An 18,103-nucleotide genomic window follows, 5' to 3' on the forward strand; every position below is an offset into this window, starting at 1 on the left:
TCCACAGAACCGCTTCGGCGCATCGAGGGAAATGGGATCGTGACGACCACGATCCCATTCGCCAATCATGTCACGCCGTCTTGACGCCGGCGACGACGCCGGTCGGCTCGTCGCTGAGCCAGCGATAGATCACGCCGCCAAGCGCGCCGCCGATCAACGGCGCCACCCAGAACATCCAGAGCTGCGCCAGCGCCCAGCCGCCGACGAACAGCGCCGGTCCGGTGCTGCGCGCCGGATTCACCGACGTGTTGGTGACGGGAATGCTGACGAGATGGATCATCACCAGCGCGAGGCCGATCGCGAGCGGCGCGAAGCCGGCGGGCGCCTTGCCATGGGTCGATCCCATGATGATGAACAGGAACATCATGGTCATCACGACCTCCATGATGAAGCACACCACCATGCTGTACTGGCCCGGCGAGTGCGCATCATAGCCGTTGGAGGCAAAGCCCTTGCTGACATCGAAACCGGGCGCGCCGCTCGCGATCACATAGAGCAGCCAGGCCGCAACGATGGCACCGATGACCTGCGCGATGATGTAGGGCAGCACCTGGCCGCCGGGGAAACGCCCGCCCGCGGCGAGCCCGACCGTCACGGCCGGGTTGAGGTGGCAGCCCGAGATATGGCCGATCGCATAGGCCATGGTCACCACGCTGAGCCCGAAGGCCAACGACACGCCGACCAGGCCGATCCCGACCTGTGGAAAGCCGGCCGCGATCACCGCGCTGCCGCAGCCCGCGAATGTGAGCCAGAACGTACCGATCAGCTCGGCAGTGTATTTCTTCATATCCATGTGGCATCTCCCCTATTTCCAATGTCCGGGTTGTCCAAAACGCCGGGAGCGGCCTTCATCTGGGCGCCAAACCACCCAAATCAGGGCCGCACAAAGGCATTTTCGCCCCATTTCGTGGCTTTACTAGGCCCGAAAGTCACTCGACCGGTGGACATCTGCGCGTTTGTCTGATACATGCGCGCGCCTGGGGTTAAGAGGCAGGCCTTTTGCCGCCCCTTCACCTCGCCAGAATTCCGAACCGATCAATTCAAAAGAGGATGCCGCGTGCAGGTTCTCGTCCGCGATAACAATGTCGACCAAGCCCTGAAGGCGCTGAAGAAGAAGATGCAGCGCGAGGGCATTTTCCGCGAGATGAAGCTCCGCGGTCATTACGAAAAGCCCTCCGAGAAGAAGGCTCGCGAAAAGGCCGAAGCCGTGCGCCGTGCGCGCAAGCTGGCGCGCAAGAAGCTGCAGCGCGAAGGCCTGCTGCCGATGAAGCCGAAGCCGGTGTTCGGCGCTGGTCCCGGTGGCGACCGCGGCGGCCGTCCCGGTGGTGCAGGCGCCGGTCGCGGCCCCCGCTGAACCGTTTTGCTGATCCGGAAGTCTAACAGCGCGGGCCACGGGCCCGCGTTGTCGTTTTGAAGCAGGCCCGCGTTCCGGGGATCCCATGCAAAACCACCGGCAAGAGCAATTTGCATGACGGTTGCTCCGGCACCCCGCTCCCGGCTCCCGGAGCTAGCGCATCGCCGTCGCGCGCTGCACCTCGTCATCGCTGTACTGCTGCTCGGCCCGCCGCTCGGGGCATGCTCCTTCGACCTGGGATCGTGGGGCTCGGACGACAAGCCGAAGCCGGTCGCCACCACCGATAGGCCGGCCGCCGACGCCATCACGCCGCAGGACGTCAACAGCGCCAGGGATCATGCGACGCGTGGCCAGGTGCTGGCGCATTCCGGCAAGCTCGACGAGGCGTTGGCGGAGTTCGAGCAGGCGCTGACGAGCGATCCCTACAACATCCAGGCCCTGTACGGCCGTGGCCTGATCTATCAGGGCCGCGGCCAGCACCAGCAGGCGATCGACGATTTCACCGCAGCCAGCGGGCTGTCGCCGCAGAAGGCCGAGCCGCTGGTCGGCCGCGCCACGAGCTATCTCGCGCTCGACAAGGCCAAGCAGGCCGCCACCGACCTCGACGAGGCGGTGCAGGCCGATCCCAACAATGTTGCGGCGTGGAGCGCCCGGGGCCAAGCCTATGAGCGGCTCGGCGACAAGGCCAAGGCGGCAGCCTCCTACAATCGCGCGCTCGCGCTACGGCCCAACGACGGCAACGCGCGCAGCGGCCTGGCGCGCACCGGCGGCTGAAGCATGATCCGGAAAAGTGCGAAGCGGTTTTCCGGCATTAGGCAGCAAACTCACCAAGACGTATGGCGACCTAAGCTGCCAGCCTTGCTAACATCTGCGGCATGAAACGCCAGGGGCAGCCACTCCACCCATTTGGCCCCGTGCTTTTGGCCCTGTTAGCCGAGCTGATCCTGGGAGTGCTTTATGGGATATTCTGGATCGGCAAAGACGCTCTGATTTGGGCGTTCTTACTCCTTATCGTCTTTGCGCTTCCGGTGGTCGTCATCTTTGGAGTGGCCGGGATAACGCTTTGCATCCGTCGTCCTTTGACGGGCAGGAAGCCTTGAACGAATTTGTCCTGAATGGGCTAGTGAAGCGCCGGGCCCAGCTAGCTGGCGACATCGAAAACACCCACGAAGCCCTGCGGAAGATGGTTTTGGACTTGGAGAACCTAGACGCGACCATCCTCCAATTCGATCCGGACTCCTCTGGACGATGCTTCGCATCGCTAGGCGCAATCCGACCTCTCCCCGCCGGCGAGAGGTGAACAGGACCGCGCCAGCTCAATTCAACCAATTCCATCCCGCTTTAGCTTATCAACTTACTCGGCAGGCTTAGGCAGGGCCTACTTCGGCAGGACGGCGTGGAACATCGACTTCATGCCGGAGAACATGTCGTCGGTCACCGAGGTGTGGTCGCTCTTCGGCGCAGCCATAGCCGCGTCGGCGCGCAGGTCGAGCGGCGCCTGGATCACCGGCACCGGAATGTCGGCCGGCGGCGTCAGCCGATTCGAATCCTGGGCGTTGGCGTAGGGCGGACGCTGCTGCGAGGATTGGTCGACGTTCTCGGTGGAGGGGTTCGACACCATGATCGGCGGCGGCAACGGCCGGATCGCAGATTGCGCTGCCGGACGCTGCGCCTCTGGCAGCCGGGCGAGATCGGTGCGCGCGGCGTCCTGGGCGCGTGCGGCCTCCTGCGGGCGCTCCTTGCGCAGCCGCTCGATCGCGGCGCGCGCGAGATCGTTGGCGTCGCGGTTCTCGTCCGGCGCGGCGGCGGCTTCGGCCGGTGCCGCCGCGGTGGCAGGCGCAGCCGGCTGCGGCGCGGCGGGCGTCACCTTGGCGACGGCCTTCGGCGCCGCCGTGTGGTGGCGGGTGTCGGTCGGGATGCTGGCGGTATCGGCCGGCGCGTCAGGCTTCTGGTCGGCGGCTTTCTCGGCCGGCTTCTCGGTGACGGTGGCCTTCTCGAACGCCGACCGCTCGATCAGCGTCCGCTCGGACATGCCCTTGGCCTTGACGCCGGCTTCGGGGAGGCTGCTGACGACGGTGGCGGGCTTGGCAGCGGCTTTCGGATCGACGGCGGTCACGGCTGCGGTGGCGGGTGCTTCCGGCTTGGCCACGATGTAGTGATTGACGATGTACGCCCCGATGATGGTCGCTGCCACCGAGGGTAAGATGTCCATCACGAATTTCTTCAGGTAACTCAGCATGACCTGCCACTCCCCGCCCCGTTATTTCATGCTGGAACTTTGAGGCACATTCAGGGATCAACTGCGTCGGATCGGTGGCAAACCCCCGTTCCGACGTCACCTTTGGTGTCACTTTGGTTTCAGCGGAGGCGCCCCCTGCGCAGGCCGCATCCACCTCCTAATTCATCGTGCAGCCGTTAACGGGTTATGAATTTCCACAGCCGCGGCTGCTCGGAGCTGCCATTCAGCGCGCGCAGGGTTACCGTCCGCGTCAGGGCTTGAGTTCGACCTCGAGGAACACGATCTCGCTGGCCGTCTCGTTCAGCACGTCGTGCTGGACCCCCGCCTTGCGGAAGTAGGACTTGCCGGCCCCGAGCTGGGCCTTCGAGCGCTCCCCGTTCGGCGCCACGATCGTCATCTCGCCGGACGTGATCGGGACGATGACATAGTCCATCTCATGGGTGTGGTGGCCGGTGGCGCTGCCGGGCGCGAGCCGCCATTCGGTCACGCGAACCTCCGCCGTATCCACCTGCACGTCCGATTTGGCGCTGAGCATCGTCACGTCTCCAAGTTCCTTGTTGAGCGGATCATGCTCTAACGCATGATCCGGAAAAGTGCGAAGCGGTTTTCCCTCGCGACAAACGCGGAACGCGTTTGCGCGGAGATCATGCGCAAACAAAAGGCTGAAGCGCGAATCTCATCGCGCTTCAGGGCACGAAGACCATGAATACGAACACCGCGAACACCACCATGTGAACCAGCCCGAACAGGATGTTGGTGCGGCCGGTTCCGAAGGTGAGCATGCTGACCATGAAGGTCAGCAGCAGGATCAGCATATGCTGGTTGCTGAGCCCGAGCACCAGCTGCTTGTCCAGCACATAGGCAGCCGCGGCCACCGCGGGAACCGTGAGCCCGATGGTCGCGATCGAGGAGCCGAGCGCGAGGTTGATGCTCTTCTGCAGGTCGTTCTTGCGCGCCGCCGACACCGCGGCAACGCTCTCCGGCAGCAGGATCAGCGCCGCCACCACCAGGCCGGCAAAGGCCGGCGGCGCGCCGATCTTGACGGTGACGACATCGACCACCAGCGAGAATTTCTTGGCCAGCAGCACCACCGCCAGCAGCGACACCAGCAGCAGGACGATGCTGATCGCAGTGTCGCGGTCCGACATCACCTCGCCATGCGCCGCCGCCTCATTGGCGCCGCTGATGAAGTAATCGCGGTGGCGGATGGTCTGGGTGTAGAGGAACACGGCGTAGAGCAGCAGGGTCACGACGCTGATCACGGCGAGCTGGGCCGTGGAATAGATCGGGCCCGGCGCCGTCAGCGTGAAATTCGGCATGTCGAGCGTGATGGTCGCGAGCACGAATAGCACGCTGAGATAGAGGTTGGCGCCGGTGATCTGGAAATCCTGCTCACGGTAGCGGATGCCGCCGATGAAGATGCAGAGCCCGACCAGGCCGTTGCAGACGATCATCACCACCGCAAACACCGTGTCGCGCGCCAAGGTCGGCGCCGGTGTGTCGCCCAGCATGATGGTCGAGATCAGGGCGACCTCGATGATGGTCACCGCGAGCGTCAGCAGCAGCGTGCCGAACGGCTCGCCGATCCGCTCGGCGATCATTTCGGCGTGATGAACGGCCGCGAACACGGTGCCGAACAGGATCACCAGCAGCACGGCTGCGAACACCCAGCCGGCCGCCGATGGCGCGAAGGCATAACCGGTGACGGTGACCGCGCCAAACAGCAGCACCGCCAGAACGGGATACAGCCAGGCCGACCGTGGCATCGGTCCGTGTGCGCTCATATCGTCAGCCCCCTCATTCGACTGCCGCGATTATGCGACAGACAATCGCCGCCGTCAGCCTCCTGCGGCGCCGATGAACGGCCGCGCCGTCGCCATCGCACCGAAATCGTCGAGATTGTCGTGCCCGGCACCGGGCAGCCGCACGAACTGCTTGGGCTCGTGGGCGAGGCCGAACAGCCGCTCGCCAAAGCGGATCGGGATCGCCCGATCGTCGCTGCCATGCATGATCAAGAGCGGCACCGTGACGCCGGCAATTCGCCGGTCGGAATGGAATGGATCCCGCATCAGCAGGCTGACCGGCACGTACCAGAACAGCGCGCCGGCGACCTCGGCCGTCGAGGTGTACGGCGCCTCCAGGATCAGCCTGCCAACCGGGTGTTCGGCGGCGAGCGCGACCGCAACGCCGGTGCCGAGCGAGAAGCCCCACGCCACGATCTCAGCGGGACGGTAGCGCGCGGTGGTGAACGCGTAGGCTGCTGCTGCGTCCTGCAGCAGGCCCTCTTCGCTCGGCGATCCGCTCGAGCCGGCGTAGCCGCGGTACGACAGCGCCACCAGTCCGGTGCCGTCGGCGGTGATCGCCTTGAAGCGCGCGACGCGGCCGGCCAGGAAATCGCCATTGCCGGGAAAGAACAGCACCACAGGCCGGCCAGGCTTCGCCGGCACATGCCAGACGATGACCTTCTCGCCGTCATCCGTGGTCAGCACATGCTCTTCCGCTTCGGGAAGGCCTGCCGCCGCCGGCGCGGTCCGCCCCACCGGCGGGATCGGGAACAGCATCTCGCGCTGCTTGACGAACAGCACCGCAAGGCCACCGAGATAGACCACCGCGGCGACGATCAGCAGCCATTTCAGGATCGTCAGAACCACGCGCAAATCCCGCCTGCCGCTCTCAATTTCCGCGCTAGATTTAGTGTGTCGAGATGATGCGAGGCCCCATTGCTACTTTGCATGGGGTTGTTTTCGCAGTTTTGGCTCCCGCTCCTGGTTTTTGGCGGCCGCCGAGAGCGGCCTGCGCCTCGCATTGAGCAGCGCTTCGACCTCGAGCCTGACGCTGTCGGGAACCGGCCGGCAGGCGCAAACCTTCGCATGCGCCACATGCCACGCGATGCGCTGCTGGCGCGTGGCCCGGGGCGGCATGCGATGGTCTCGATGCCACTCCCGGTTCAACGCCATCAGCGTCAGGCCATCGCCTTGACGATGTTCTCGGTGACCTTCTTGGCGTCGCCGAGCAGCATCATGGTGTTGTCGCGATAGAACAGCGGATTGTCGATGCCGGCATAGCCCGAGGCCAGCGAGCGCTTGATGAACATCACGGTGCCGGCCTTCCAGACCTGCAGCACCGGCATGCCGTAGATCGGCGAGGTCTTGTCCTCTTCCGCCGCCGGGTTGGTGACGTCGTTGGCGCCGATCACGAAGGCGATGTCGGCCTGGGCGAACTCCGAGTTGATGTCCTCGAGCTCGAACACCTCGTCATAGGGCACGTTGGCTTCGGCCAGCAGCACGTTCATGTGGCCGGGCATGCGCCCCGCGACCGGGTGAATGGCGTATTTCACCTCGACGCCTTCCTTCTTCAGCAGGTCGGCCATTTCGCGCAGCGCATGCTGGGCCTGCGCCACCGCCATGCCGTAGCCGGGCACGATGATGACCTTGGAGGCGTTCTTCATGATGAAGGCCGCATCGTCGGCCGAGCCGAGTTTTGCGGGCTTCTGCTCGCCCGAGCCGCCGCCGGCCGCAGCCGTTTCGCCGCCGAAGCCGCCGAGGATCACCGAGATGAACGAGCGGTTCATCGCGTGGCACATGATGTAGGACAGGATTGCACCCGACGAGCCGACCAGCGCGCCGGTGATGATCAGCGCCGAATTGCCGAGCGTGAAGCCGATGCCGGCGGCAGCCCAGCCGGAGTACGAGTTCAGCATCGAGATCACGACCGGCATGTCGGCGCCGCCGATCGGGATGATCATCAAGACGCCGAGCGCCAGCGCCAGGATCGTGATCATCCAGAAGTCGAACGCGCTGCCACTCAGCACGAGGCCGACGATGAAGAACACCAGCGCCAGCGCCAGCACGATGTTGATGACGTGGCGGAACGGCAGGATGATCGGTGCGCCGCTCATCCGGGCCGACAGCTTCAGGAACGCGATCACCGAGCCGGTGAAGGTCAGGGCGCCGATCGCGACGCCGAGCGACATCTCGACCAGGCTCTGCGGATGGATATTGCCGGGCGTGCCGATGTCGAACGCCTCGGGCGCATAGAACGCGCCGGCGGCGACCAGCACCGCGGCCATGCCGACCAGCGAGTGGAACGCGGCGACGAGTTCCGGCATCGAGGTCATCGGCACCCGGCGCGCGATCACGGCACCGATGCCGCCGCCGATCGCGATGCCGAGGATGACCAGGACCCAGGCCACGCCATCGGCCGGCGGATGGCTCGCCAGCGTGGTGGCGACCGCGATCGCCATGCCGATCATGCCGAACATGTTGCCCTGGCGCGACGACGCCGGGCTCGACAGGCCGCGCAGCGACAGGATGAACAGCACCCCCGCCACGAGATACAACAGTGCAGAGAGATTGGCGCTCATCTCAGGTCCCCCCAATTCTTACATCACCCCGAGGTGGTGCCGTTTACTTGGCTTTCTTCTTGTACATCGCCAGCATGCGCTGGGTGACCAGGAAGCCGCCGAAGATGTTCACGCAGGCGAAGATCAGCGCGACGAAGCCGAAGCCGCGGGCCCAGCCCGAGCCGCTCGACACCATGCCGACGCCGACCGCGAGCAGCGCGCCGACCACAATCACCGACGAGATCGCGTTGGTCACGCTCATCAGCGGCGTGTGCAGCGCGGGGGTCACCGACCACACCACGAAATAGCCGACGAACACGGCGAGGACGAAAATCGACAGCCGGAACACGAAGGGATCAACGGCCTGCGCGAGATGCTCCATGGCTTGTCTCCTTACTTCGGCTGGAAGTTGGGATGGATGACGGCGCCGTCCTTGGTCAGCGCGGTGGCCTTCACCAGCTCGTCGTCCCAATTGACCGCGAGCTCCTTCTTGGCCTTGTCGACCATCGTCTCGATGAACGAGAACAGGTTGCGCGCATACAGGCTGGAGGCCGAGGCGGCGACGCGGCCGGCGACATTGGTGTACCCGACGATCTTGATGCCGTCGGTCTCGACCACCTCGCCGGGCTTGGCACCCTCGACATTGCCGCCGCGCTCGACCGCGAGGTCGACCAGCACCGAGCCGGGCTTCATCGATTTCACCATCTCGCCCGACACCAGTTTCGGCGCCGGACGGCCCGGGATCAGCGCGGTGGTGATCACGATGTCCTGCTTCTTGATGTGCTCGGCGGTGAGCGCGGCCTGCTTGGCCTGGTACTCTTTCGACATTTCCTTGGCGTAGCCGCCCGCGGTCTGCGCGTTCTTGAACTCCTCGTCCTCGACCGCGAGGAATTTCGCACCGAGGCTCTCCACCTGCTCCTTGGTGGCGGGCCGCACGTCTGTCGCGGTGACGACGGCGCCCAGTCGCCGCGCGGTCGCGATCGCCTGCAGGCCGGCGACGCCGACGCCCATCACGAACACCTTGGCGGCCGGAACGGTGCCGGCGGCGGTCATCATCATCGGGAAGGCGCGGCCGAACGCCTCGGCGCCCTCGATCACCGCGCGGTAGCCGGCGAGGTTGGCCTGCGACGACAGCACGTCCATCACCTGGGCGCGGGTGATGCGCGGCATCAATTCCATCGCAAACGCCGAGACGCCGGCATCGGCCATCGCCTTCAGCGCGGCCTCGTTGCCGTAGGGGTCCATGATCGCGATCACCAGTGCGCCGCGCTTGTATTTGGAGAGTTCGGAGGCTTCGGGCCGCTTCACCTTGATGACGATGTCGGCGTCCTTGAGCGCGTCGGCCGAGACGGTGGCGCCGGCTGCGGTCAGCTCCGAATCGGGCAGGCCCGACTTGACGCCCGCGCCGGGCTCGACGGCCACGTCGGCGCCGATCGCCTTGAACTTCTTGATCGTATCGGGCGAAACCGCAACCCGCGGCTCGGACGGATCGATTTCCTTGGCAACGGCAATCTTCATGGGCCCTCCCCCGGCGGCGCAAGCGCCGCACGCGTCTTCAAACTAGCGTTATTTTCGCCAGATTGGATACCCGGTATTTGCAGCCGGGCTCGATCAGAAATTCCGGCACCGCAGCAGGACGGCGACACCGTCAGCCGGTCAGGGATCAGACCAGGAAATAGGCCATCAAAGCGAGGAGGATGGCGACGCTGATGGTGCCCCATTTGACCAGCGTGAGAAACCCTTCATAGGTCTGCTCATGCGCCACGTAATCGTTGCCGTCGGCGGTCGTGTAGGCCACTTCGCTATGGTCTGCCATCGCTATCCCCAGTCAGAAATTCGCGTTCCGCGAGCCATTACCGCAAACGGGTTGGCAGGGCAACGGCGCGGTCCCGATCGGGTGATGGGAAGCGCAACTTGTCCCCGCTCCGGGTCGTGCTGCGACGGTCCGCCGCTCGCGCGCGGGCAGGATTGATCCCCGAAACGACGTTGTCATGGAATGATCATACCGCCCGGCGCAAAAAATGCAGGGCCTTCCCGCCCGGCCCGGCCGACCGTACGGCGGAACGCCGATGGGCCTCAGCCCATCGCCTCCAGCTCGTCGATCATGCCGGCGATCACGGACAGGCCGCCGTCCCAGAATGTCGGGTCCTTGGCGTCGAGCCCGAACGGCCGCAGCAGCTCGGAATAGTGTTTGGTGCCGCCGGCGGCGAGCATGTCGAGATAGCGCTCGGCGAAGCCCTCGGAGGCGTGCTCGTAGACCGCATAGAGCGAGTTCACCAGGCAGTCGCCGAACGCATAGGCGTAGACATAGAACGGCGAGTGGATGAAGTGCGGGATGTACATCCAGAACGTCTCGTAGCCCGGCTTGATCTCGATCGCGGGCCCGAGGCTCTCGCCCTGCACGCTGAGCCAGAGCTGGCCGATCCGCTCGGCGGTGAGCTCGCCATTCTTGCGCTCGGTATGCACCGCGCGCTCGAACGAATAGAACGCGATCTGCCGCACCACGGTGTTGATCATGTCCTCGACCTTGCCCGCGAGCAGCGCCTGGCGCTGCTTGGCGTTTTTGGTCTGCGACAGCAGCCGCTTGAAGGTCAGCATCTCGCCGAACACGCTGGCGGTCTCCGCGAGCGTCAGCGGCGTCGGCGCCATCAGCGCGCCGTTCTTCGCCGCCAGCACCTGATGCACGCCATGGCCGAGCTCATGCGCCAGCGTCATCACGTCGCGCGGCTTGCCCTGGTAGTTCATCAGCACATAGGGATGCGCCGACGGCGTGGTCGGATGCGAGAACGCGCCGGGCGCCTTGCCGGGACGGACCGGCGCATCGATCCAGCGATCGTCGAAAAAGCGCTCGGCGATCGCGGCCATCTTCGGCGAGAAGCCGTTATAGGCCGACAGCACCATGTTGCGCGCCTCCGGCCAGGCAATCGTGCCGGTCGCCGCGAACGGCAACGGCGCGTTGCGATCCCAATGCGGCAGCTTCTTCTTTTTGAACCAGCCGGCCTTCAGCGCGTAATAGCGATGCGACAGCTTCGGATAGGCCGCGCGCACCGAAGCCACCAGCGCATCGACCACCTCGCGCTCGACGCGGTTGTTGAGATGGCGGGAATCCGCGACGTCCTGGAAGCCGCGCCAGCGGTCGGAGATTTCCTTGTCCTTGGCCAGCGTGTTGGTGATCAGCGCGAAGGTGCGCTCATTGTCCTTGAAGGTCTTGGAAAGCGCCTGCGCCGCCGCCTTGCGCTTGTCGCCCGCCTTGTCCTGCAGCAGGTTCAGCGTCGGCTCGATCGCGAGCTCCTTGCCCGCGACCTTGAAGCGCAGGCCGGAGATGGTCTGGTCGAATAGCCGGTTCCAGGCCGCGTAGCCGCTCTGCGCCTTCTCGTGGAAGAGTTGCTCGACGCGATCCTCGAGCTGGTACGGCTTGTCCTTGCGCAGATCCTCGATCCACGGCCGGTAATGCCCGAGCGCCGGCTCGGCCATCGCTCGCTCGATCACGTCATCGTCAACCCGGTTGAGCTCGAGCGAGAAGAACAGGAGATGCACCGAGGCGGCGGTCAGCCGCTCGGAAATATCGCCATAGAATTTCGAAATCGCGGGATCGACGCTGTCGCCGGCATGGATCAGGCCGGCATAGGAGCCGAGACGGCCGGCCAGGTCGTCGATCGCCTCATAGCGCCGGATCGCCTCGGCGAGCCACTTTCCGCCGCCTTCCTTACCGGTATTTTCGGCCAGTTTGCCCTTGTAGTCGGTCTCAAACGCGACGCAATCTGCATCCATTTTCTGCAGGTCGCGCGCGACCTCCGGTGCGTCGATGCCGGCGTAGAGATCTGCCAGATTCCATTCCGGAAGCTTGCCGGTCTTGCTGGCCGCCTTTTTCGCCACCGGGCCGGCCGCGGTCGATTTGCGTTGCGCCGACGACTTGCGCAGCGCGGCCTCCTTGCGGAGAGCGGCCTTGCTGGAAGCGGATTTGGAGGAGGCAGTCTTGGAGCGCGAGGTCATCTTGTTCGTAACCTTGGTTCAGTCGGAAAGATGTCGGCGGCGGCGGAATGAAAGCGGGTTTGCAACGTTTAAGAGTGCGTTAATCGGCATCGGCGACAGTGCCCCGATTCGAGACAAATAATCGTAGCGTGCGGGGAAAACCATGGCTGCCACCATTTTGATCGCCGATGACGACGCAGTACAGCGTCGTTTGGTTGAAAACATGGTGCAGAAGTGCGGCTATGAGCCCCTCGTCGTGGACAGTGGCGACGCGGCGATAGCGGCCCTGACCGCATCCGAGACGCAGGCGATTGACGCCGTCGTGCTCGACCTCGTGATGCCGGGCCTCGACGGACTTGGAGTCCTCGCAAAGATTCGTGAAGCTGGTTTGACCGTCCCGGTCATCGTCCAGACCGCGCATGGCGGCATCGACAATGTGGTGTCGGCAATGCGCGCCGGTGCCCAGGATTTCGTCGTCAAGCCGGTCGGCTTCGAGCGGCTGCAGGTCTCGCTGCGCAACGCCCTCAATGCCTCGGCGCTGAAGGGCGAATTGCAGCGCATCCGCCATAGCCGCGAGGGCCGGCTGACCTTCTCCGACATCATCACCCGCAGCGAGGCGATGGCAGGCGTACTGCGCACCGCGCAGAAGGCCGCATCCTCGACGATTCCCGTGCTGATCGAGGGCGAGTCCGGCGTCGGCAAGGAACTGTTCGCGCGCGCCATCCACGGCAGCAGCGAGCGCAAGGCCAAGCCGTTCGTCGCGGTGAACTGCGGCGCGATCCCCGACAATCTCGTCGAATCGATCCTGTTCGGCCACGAGAAGGGCGCCTTCACCGGCGCCACCGAACGCCATCAGGGCAAGTTCGTCGAGGCCCATGGCGGCACGCTGTTCCTCGACGAGGTCGGCGAATTGCCGCTGGCGACGCAGGTGAAACTGCTGCGCGCGCTGCAGGAAGGGACCGTCGAGGCGGTCGGCGGCCGCAAGCCGGTCAAGGTCGATGTCCGCATCATCTCGGCGACCAACCGCAGGCTGCTCGATCTCGTGAAGGCCGGCCAGTTCCGCGAGGACCTGTTCTATCGCCTGCACGTGCTGCCGCTGACCATCCCGGCGCTGCGGCAGCGGCGGGAGGACATTCCGCATCTGCTGCGGCATTTCCTGGCGCGGTTCTGCGCCGAGGAGAACCGCAACATCACCGGCATCAGCGGAGATGCGATGGCCCATCTGTCCCAGCTCGACTGGCCGGGCAATATCCGTCAGCTCGAGAACACGGTGTATCGCGCCGTGGTGATGAGCGACGGCGACCAGCTCGCCCTCGCCGATTTCCCGCAAGGGTCCGCGCATCCGGCGCCGGACGGCAAATCGTTGCAGGCCGAGCCGCTGGTGGTGTCGCCGTCCACGGCGCCCGCCATGATATCTGGTAACGAGATACCGGCACCGACCGTCCTCCCCACCGCGGGCGGCTTGACGATGCTCAATGCCGCGGGCGAGGTGCGCCCGCTAGAAGATCTCGAGAACGAGATCATCCGCTTCGCGATTTCGCATTATCGCGGACAGATGTCGGAGGTCGCGCGCCGCCTCAAGATCGGCCGCTCGACGCTCTACCGCAAGCTCGACGAAGCCGCGGCCGGCACGCGCGCAAGCGACGCCGGCTAGACGCCGCTTCGGCCTTGGGGCCGACCCGACAATACCAGGGAACCTTTTGAACCGTGTCGTGGCGGTGACAGACAAAGGCTGTGCCGCGTGGCAAAAACGCACGGCCCGAGCGAAATCAGTTGCTTCGAGGTCAGTTTGTCGTGAGTTGCCCCGCATGGCGCTGGCTGCATAAGAGGGGCAAATGTATCGTCTGCGTTCGTTGCGTGCAGGCGTGCGAGTCGATCGAGAAGCCGGCGCTTTCGCGCAAGCTATGAAACAATACTGATTTGAACTGTTCCAGTTTGACCAGGGCAGTTCCACCCAGGGGGTGTGACAATGCGTGACTGTTCGAACAACCGTCGGGGATTTGACCGCGTATTGACGGCCGTCGCGGCAACCTTCCTCACGGTGTCCGCGACCTCGGCCTTCGCGCAGGACACGCCCCGCTCCAGCACCTCGGAACTCGCGATCGACGCCGCGATCCCCCGTCCCGAGCCCGCCAATGTCCCACCGCCCACCGCGAGCGATTTCAAGGCCGACACCACCGCCGCGCTGCCCGACGCCGCCAAACCGGCCGACGTGAAGCCCTCCGACGTGCAGGCCACCGAGGCCAAGCCCGCCGATACAAAGCCAGCCGATACAAAGCCAGCCGATACAAAGCCTGCCGATGCAAAGCCGGCGGAGTCGGCCACGGCGAAGGCCGTCGAACCGAAGCCCGCCGATGTCGCGACGAAGCCTGCTGACGCGACGAAGGCGGACGCACCGAAGGCCGACACCGCGGTCGCGCCATCTGCAACTCCGCCCGCGCCGGCCACCGCAACCGCGCCGTCCGCGAGCCCGGCGCCGGCAACGGCCACCGCGCCCGCCGCAGCTCCTGCGCCCGCGACGGCCGCAGCTCCGGCTGCCGAGCCCGCGAAGGCCGCGAGCAATGTCGCCTCCGAAGATCAGCCGGTCGCCGATAGGCTGCGCGAGCAACTCGCCAGCAAGACGCTGCGGACCTTCGACCGCAAGAACGAGCGCGCCGCTGCCGAGAAGTTCTATTCGGCGCGCGACTACGCGCCCGTGTTCACCAAGGCCGGCAAGCTCACCGACACCGGCAAGGGCGTCATCGCCCGCCTGAAGGATGCCGCCGCCGACGGCCTCGATGCATCAGACTATCCGGTGCCGGATTTCGCCGCGGCGACCACGCCGGACGCGCTGGCGGATGCCGAGCTGAAGCTTGCCGCCAGCATGCTGGACTATGCGCGCCAGGCGCAGAGCGGTCGCATGCACTGGTCGCAGGTGTCGGCCGACATCCTGTATCCGGAGCATCCGACCGATCCGGCGGAAGTGTTCGCGAACGTGACCTCCGCCAAGGACGCCTCGGCCGCGCTCGACGGCTACAACCCGCCGCAGAAGCTCTACAAGGAGCTGAAGAAGAAGCTCGCCGAGCTGCGCGGCCAGGGCGACGGCCCTGTTATCACGATCGCCGACGGCCCGACGTTGAAATACGTGCCGGCGCGCAAGAAGCAGGCCGCGGTCGAGATGGACGATCCGCGGGTGCCGGACCTGCGCAACAAGCTCGGCATCACCGAGGATGCCAACAGCACCAAGTATGATGCGACGGTTGCGCGCGCCGTCGAGAAATTCCAGAGCAGCGTCGACCTCAAGCCGACTGGTGTGCTCGACGAGCGCACGGTCAAGGCGCTGAACAATCCCAAGCGCGATCGCCAGATCGATACCGTGCTCGTCAACATGGAACGCTGGCGCTGGCTGCCGCGCCAACTCGGCGCGGCCAGTGTCGGCAACGCCTATGTGATCCTCAACATCCCCGACTACACGCTGAAGGTGATGCAGAACGGCGCGCAGGTCTGGACCACGCGTGTCGTCACCGGCAAGCCCGGCCAGCATGCCACGCCGCTTTTGACCGAGACGATGAAATACATCACGGTCAACCCGACCTGGAACGTGCCGCCGTCGATCATCTACAACGAGTATCTGCCGGCCTTGCAGCAGGATCCGACGGTGTTGCAGCGTATGGGCCTCAAGCTCGAGCGCAACCGCGACGGCTCGATCCATATCTCGCAGCCGCCCGGTGAAGCCAACGCGCTCGGCCGCATCCGCTTCAACTTCCCGAACAAGTTCCTGGTCTATCAGCACGACACGCCGGACAAGTATTTGTTCGCGAAGGAAGAGCGCGCCTACAGCCACGGCTGCATGCGCGTGCAGAATCCGGATCAGTACGCGTCCGTGCTGCTCAACATCACCGAGCCGAACCAGCATTACACGCCGGAGCGGATCCGCAGCATGTACGGCTCGACCGAAGTCGATCTGAAATTCCCGACGCCGATCCCGGTCAACATCACCTACCAGACCGCGTTCGTCGATGATGCCGGCAAGCTGCAAATCCGCAGGGACATCTACGGCCGCGACGCCACCATGCTCTCGCTGCTCAAGAACAGCCGCGGCAAGGATCTCGAAACGGTGGTGGCGCACGCCCAGCCGAGCTATTCGCGCCCGCCGAGCAGCAGCCTGCCCGCAGGCGTCAATGTCGCCGGCGACAACAGCGGCTTTGGTTCGTCCGGACCGAATTTCTTCGAGCGCCTGTTCGGAGGATTCGGACAGCCGGAGCCGCAGCCGGCCCGCCGCGGCCAGGCCCAGCAGCAGCGCCGGGTGATCACCCGCTGATCTGCCTCTTCGCCCGATTGGCCTAAATTTTGAAGCAAAATCAACGATCTCGCCCAAAAAGCGAGATCGTTTACGTTAACCATTTCCGGTGCCCGCCGGGGAGCAGGGCTATCTTTTGCCACACTCCCCCAGTTAGTTAAGCCTAACTTGGGGGCGGGTCGGTAAACCTCGGTTAACCCTCCCGCTTTAAGAAAGCGTTCACCGTCTTCCGCAGGGGGTCTGCGAAGATGCCGACCGAACGCTCGTCGACTGGGTGGGCTCATAGTGCTGGCTGTTTTCGCACGCCGCTACAATCCGCTATCGCTGCCTAAGGCCGGGTACCAAGTCGGCCTGACCGCGCTGTTGCTGTTGGCGGGCGCCGGATCCGTGCACGATGCGACGGCCCTGAACCAGACCCGCACCCTCTCGTTCCACCACACCCACTCCAACGAAGACCTCACCATCACCTTCAAGCGCGACGGCCGTTACGACGAAGCCGCGCTGAAGCAGCTCAATCATTTCCTGCGCGACTGGCGCTCCCAGGACGAGACGGTGATGGACCGTCACCTCTTCGATATCCTCTGGGAGGTCTACAACGACGTCGGCGGCAAGCAGCCGATCCAGATCGTCTCCGCCTATCGCGCCCCCGCCACCAATGCCATGCTCCGGCGCCGCTCCTCAGGCGTTGCGCGCCACAGCCAGCACATGCTGGGGCATGCGATGGACTTCTTCATTCCGGGCGTTCCGCTGGAGCAGATCCGCTACGCCGGCCTGCGCCTGCAGCGCGGCGGCGTCGGCTTCTATCCGACCTCCGGCTCGCCGTTCGTGCATCTCGACACCGGCGGCATTCGCCACTGGCCGCGCATGACCCACGATCAGCTGGTCAAGGTGTTCCCTGACGGCCGCACCGTCCATATCCCGACCGACGGCACGCCGCTGAAGGGCTATGAACTCGCCAAGGCCGACATTGAGCGCCGCGGCAATGGCGACGATGCGGCCACAATCAGCAAGCCGACCCTGTTCGCGAAGCTGTTCGGCGCGGGCAAGTCGGGCGACGATGAAGACGAGGGCGGGGCTGCCGTGAACGACAAGCCCACCGCCAATACCGTGGTTGCCGCCGCAGCACCCGCCAAACCTGCCGACACCAAATCCGCCGATCCGATTCCGCTGCCGCGCGCCAAGCCGCAGCAGTTCGCCGCCGCGATCCAGCTCGCCGCCGCCGACGCGCAGATCGTCCCGATGCCGAAGGCCAAGCCGGCCGTGCAGGTGGTTCAGACCGCCGAGAACACCGCGCCGCAATCGCCCGCCGATATCATCAATGCCCGCGGCTTCTGGGGTGACGATGCCGCGCCGAAACAGGCGTCGGACGCGCAGATCGCCGCACTGAAGGCTCGTGAAGCGGTTGGCGGCACTGCCGATCCGCAGACCACCGCCAGCGCGAGCGAGAACTTCAACAAGGCGCTGGCCTATGCGCCGGCTGTGTCCTCGCCGGTGGATCGCGCCAACATCGTCGCGGCAACGGCGCCGATCCCGCGCAATGTGCGCCCGACCCGCAACGCGGCGGCGCCGGCCACCGAAATCAACACCGTCGTTGCCAAGGGCACACCGGGCGTGATCACCACGTCGGCGCGCATCTCGGCCGCCAAGGGCAACGACATCTGGATGCGCGTCGTGATGCTGGCGCCGAGCGCCAGCACCGGCATGCTGACCACGGTGCTCGGCGACACCGACATGAGCGCGATGCGGACTCACTTCGTGAAGCCGCAGGCCTCCGTCACCATGACTTTCTCGGAAGATCCGATGATGGGCATGACCTGCGACCGGTTCTCGGGCTCGGCCACCGCGCTCCTGACGACCCAGTCCTTCGTGCTGCGCACCGCCTCGCTGCGCTGACTTTTCCGGAAACGCCCTTGATCA

The 18,103-nt window shown here is 65.3% G+C and carries 15 protein-coding genes; 5 read left to right on the forward strand and 10 right to left on the reverse strand.

Going from position 1 to position 18,103, the window contains the following annotated elements; translation table 11 throughout:
• Nucleotides 1–70 precede the first annotated feature (70 nt).
• Complete coding sequence (gene aqpZ, locus ACVINW_RS05175; RefSeq protein ID WP_456750306.1) at nucleotides 71–793, reverse strand: aquaporin Z; 723 nt, start codon at nucleotides 791–793, stop codon at nucleotides 71–73.
• A 264-nt stretch (nucleotides 794–1,057) separates the two neighbouring features.
• Between aqpZ and rpsU the strand changes: the two genes are divergently transcribed.
• On the forward strand, nucleotides 1,058–1,354 hold the full coding sequence (gene rpsU, locus ACVINW_RS05180) for a 30S ribosomal protein S21 (RefSeq protein ID WP_021078544.1): 297 nt from the start codon (nucleotides 1,058–1,060) through the stop codon (nucleotides 1,352–1,354).
• Between the two features lie 114 nt (nucleotides 1,355–1,468).
• Nucleotides 1,469–2,128 (forward strand): tetratricopeptide repeat protein, encoded by a 660-nt coding sequence (locus ACVINW_RS05185; RefSeq protein WP_456750307.1) that lies wholly within the window; start codon nucleotides 1,469–1,471, stop codon nucleotides 2,126–2,128.
• Nucleotides 2,129–2,732: 604 nt separating this feature from the next.
• Here the strand turns inward: ACVINW_RS05185 and ACVINW_RS05190 are convergent.
• The 9 genes from ACVINW_RS05190 to ACVINW_RS05230 form a co-directional block, all read right to left on the reverse strand.
• Nucleotides 2,733–3,593: a hypothetical protein gene (locus ACVINW_RS05190; RefSeq protein WP_456750308.1), complete on the reverse strand. Its 861-nt coding sequence runs from the start codon at nucleotides 3,591–3,593 to the stop codon at nucleotides 2,733–2,735.
• 250 nt (nucleotides 3,594–3,843) lie between these two features.
• On the reverse strand, nucleotides 3,844–4,128 hold the full coding sequence (locus tag ACVINW_RS05195; protein ID WP_456750309.1) for a cupin domain-containing protein: 285 nt from the start codon (nucleotides 4,126–4,128) through the stop codon (nucleotides 3,844–3,846).
• Between the two features lie 151 nt (nucleotides 4,129–4,279).
• Complete coding sequence (locus tag ACVINW_RS05200) at nucleotides 4,280–5,377, reverse strand: calcium:proton antiporter (protein ID WP_456750310.1); 1,098 nt, start codon at nucleotides 5,375–5,377, stop codon at nucleotides 4,280–4,282.
• Nucleotides 5,378–5,431: 54 nt separating this feature from the next.
• Nucleotides 5,432–6,238, reverse strand: a complete 807-nt coding sequence (locus ACVINW_RS05205; RefSeq protein ID WP_456756303.1) for an alpha/beta hydrolase — start codon at nucleotides 6,236–6,238, stop codon at nucleotides 5,432–5,434.
• Between the two features lie 317 nt (nucleotides 6,239–6,555).
• Complete coding sequence (locus tag ACVINW_RS05210; RefSeq protein ID WP_456750311.1) at nucleotides 6,556–7,956, reverse strand: NAD(P)(+) transhydrogenase (Re/Si-specific) subunit beta; 1,401 nt, start codon at nucleotides 7,954–7,956, stop codon at nucleotides 6,556–6,558.
• A 43-nt stretch (nucleotides 7,957–7,999) separates the two neighbouring features.
• Entirely contained in the window at nucleotides 8,000–8,317 is a 318-nt protein-coding gene (locus ACVINW_RS05215) for a proton-translocating transhydrogenase family protein (protein ID WP_016841609.1), read from the reverse strand.
• A gap of 11 nt (nucleotides 8,318–8,328) precedes the next feature.
• Complete coding sequence (locus tag ACVINW_RS05220; protein ID WP_456750312.1) at nucleotides 8,329–9,453, reverse strand: Re/Si-specific NAD(P)(+) transhydrogenase subunit alpha; 1,125 nt, start codon at nucleotides 9,451–9,453, stop codon at nucleotides 8,329–8,331.
• Nucleotides 9,454–9,598: 145 nt separating this feature from the next.
• The gene (locus ACVINW_RS05225; RefSeq protein ID WP_456750313.1) at nucleotides 9,599–9,751 is read right to left on the reverse strand and encodes an aa3-type cytochrome c oxidase subunit IV; all 153 of its coding nucleotides are present in this window, start codon (nucleotides 9,749–9,751) and stop codon (nucleotides 9,599–9,601) included.
• A gap of 260 nt (nucleotides 9,752–10,011) precedes the next feature.
• Complete coding sequence (locus tag ACVINW_RS05230; RefSeq protein ID WP_456750314.1) at nucleotides 10,012–11,928, reverse strand: M3 family oligoendopeptidase; 1,917 nt, start codon at nucleotides 11,926–11,928, stop codon at nucleotides 10,012–10,014.
• Nucleotides 11,929–12,070: 142 nt separating this feature from the next.
• On the opposite strand from ACVINW_RS05230, the gene ACVINW_RS05235 reads away from it, so the two are divergent.
• The 3 genes from ACVINW_RS05235 (at nucleotide 12,071) to ACVINW_RS05245 (ending at nucleotide 18,079) form a co-directional block, all read left to right on the forward strand.
• Nucleotides 12,071–13,561 (forward strand): sigma-54-dependent transcriptional regulator, encoded by a 1,491-nt coding sequence (locus tag ACVINW_RS05235; protein ID WP_456750315.1) that lies wholly within the window; start codon nucleotides 12,071–12,073, stop codon nucleotides 13,559–13,561.
• 315 nt (nucleotides 13,562–13,876) lie between these two features.
• On the forward strand, nucleotides 13,877–16,207 hold the full coding sequence (locus tag ACVINW_RS05240; protein WP_456750316.1) for a L,D-transpeptidase scaffold domain-containing protein: 2,331 nt from the start codon (nucleotides 13,877–13,879) through the stop codon (nucleotides 16,205–16,207).
• A gap of 264 nt (nucleotides 16,208–16,471) precedes the next feature.
• The gene (locus tag ACVINW_RS05245) at nucleotides 16,472–18,079 is read left to right on the forward strand and encodes a DUF882 domain-containing protein (protein ID WP_456750317.1); all 1,608 of its coding nucleotides are present in this window, start codon (nucleotides 16,472–16,474) and stop codon (nucleotides 18,077–18,079) included.
• The last annotated feature ends 24 nt before the right edge of the window (nucleotides 18,080–18,103 follow it).

The organism is Bradyrhizobium sp. USDA 4461 (assembly GCF_054055655.1).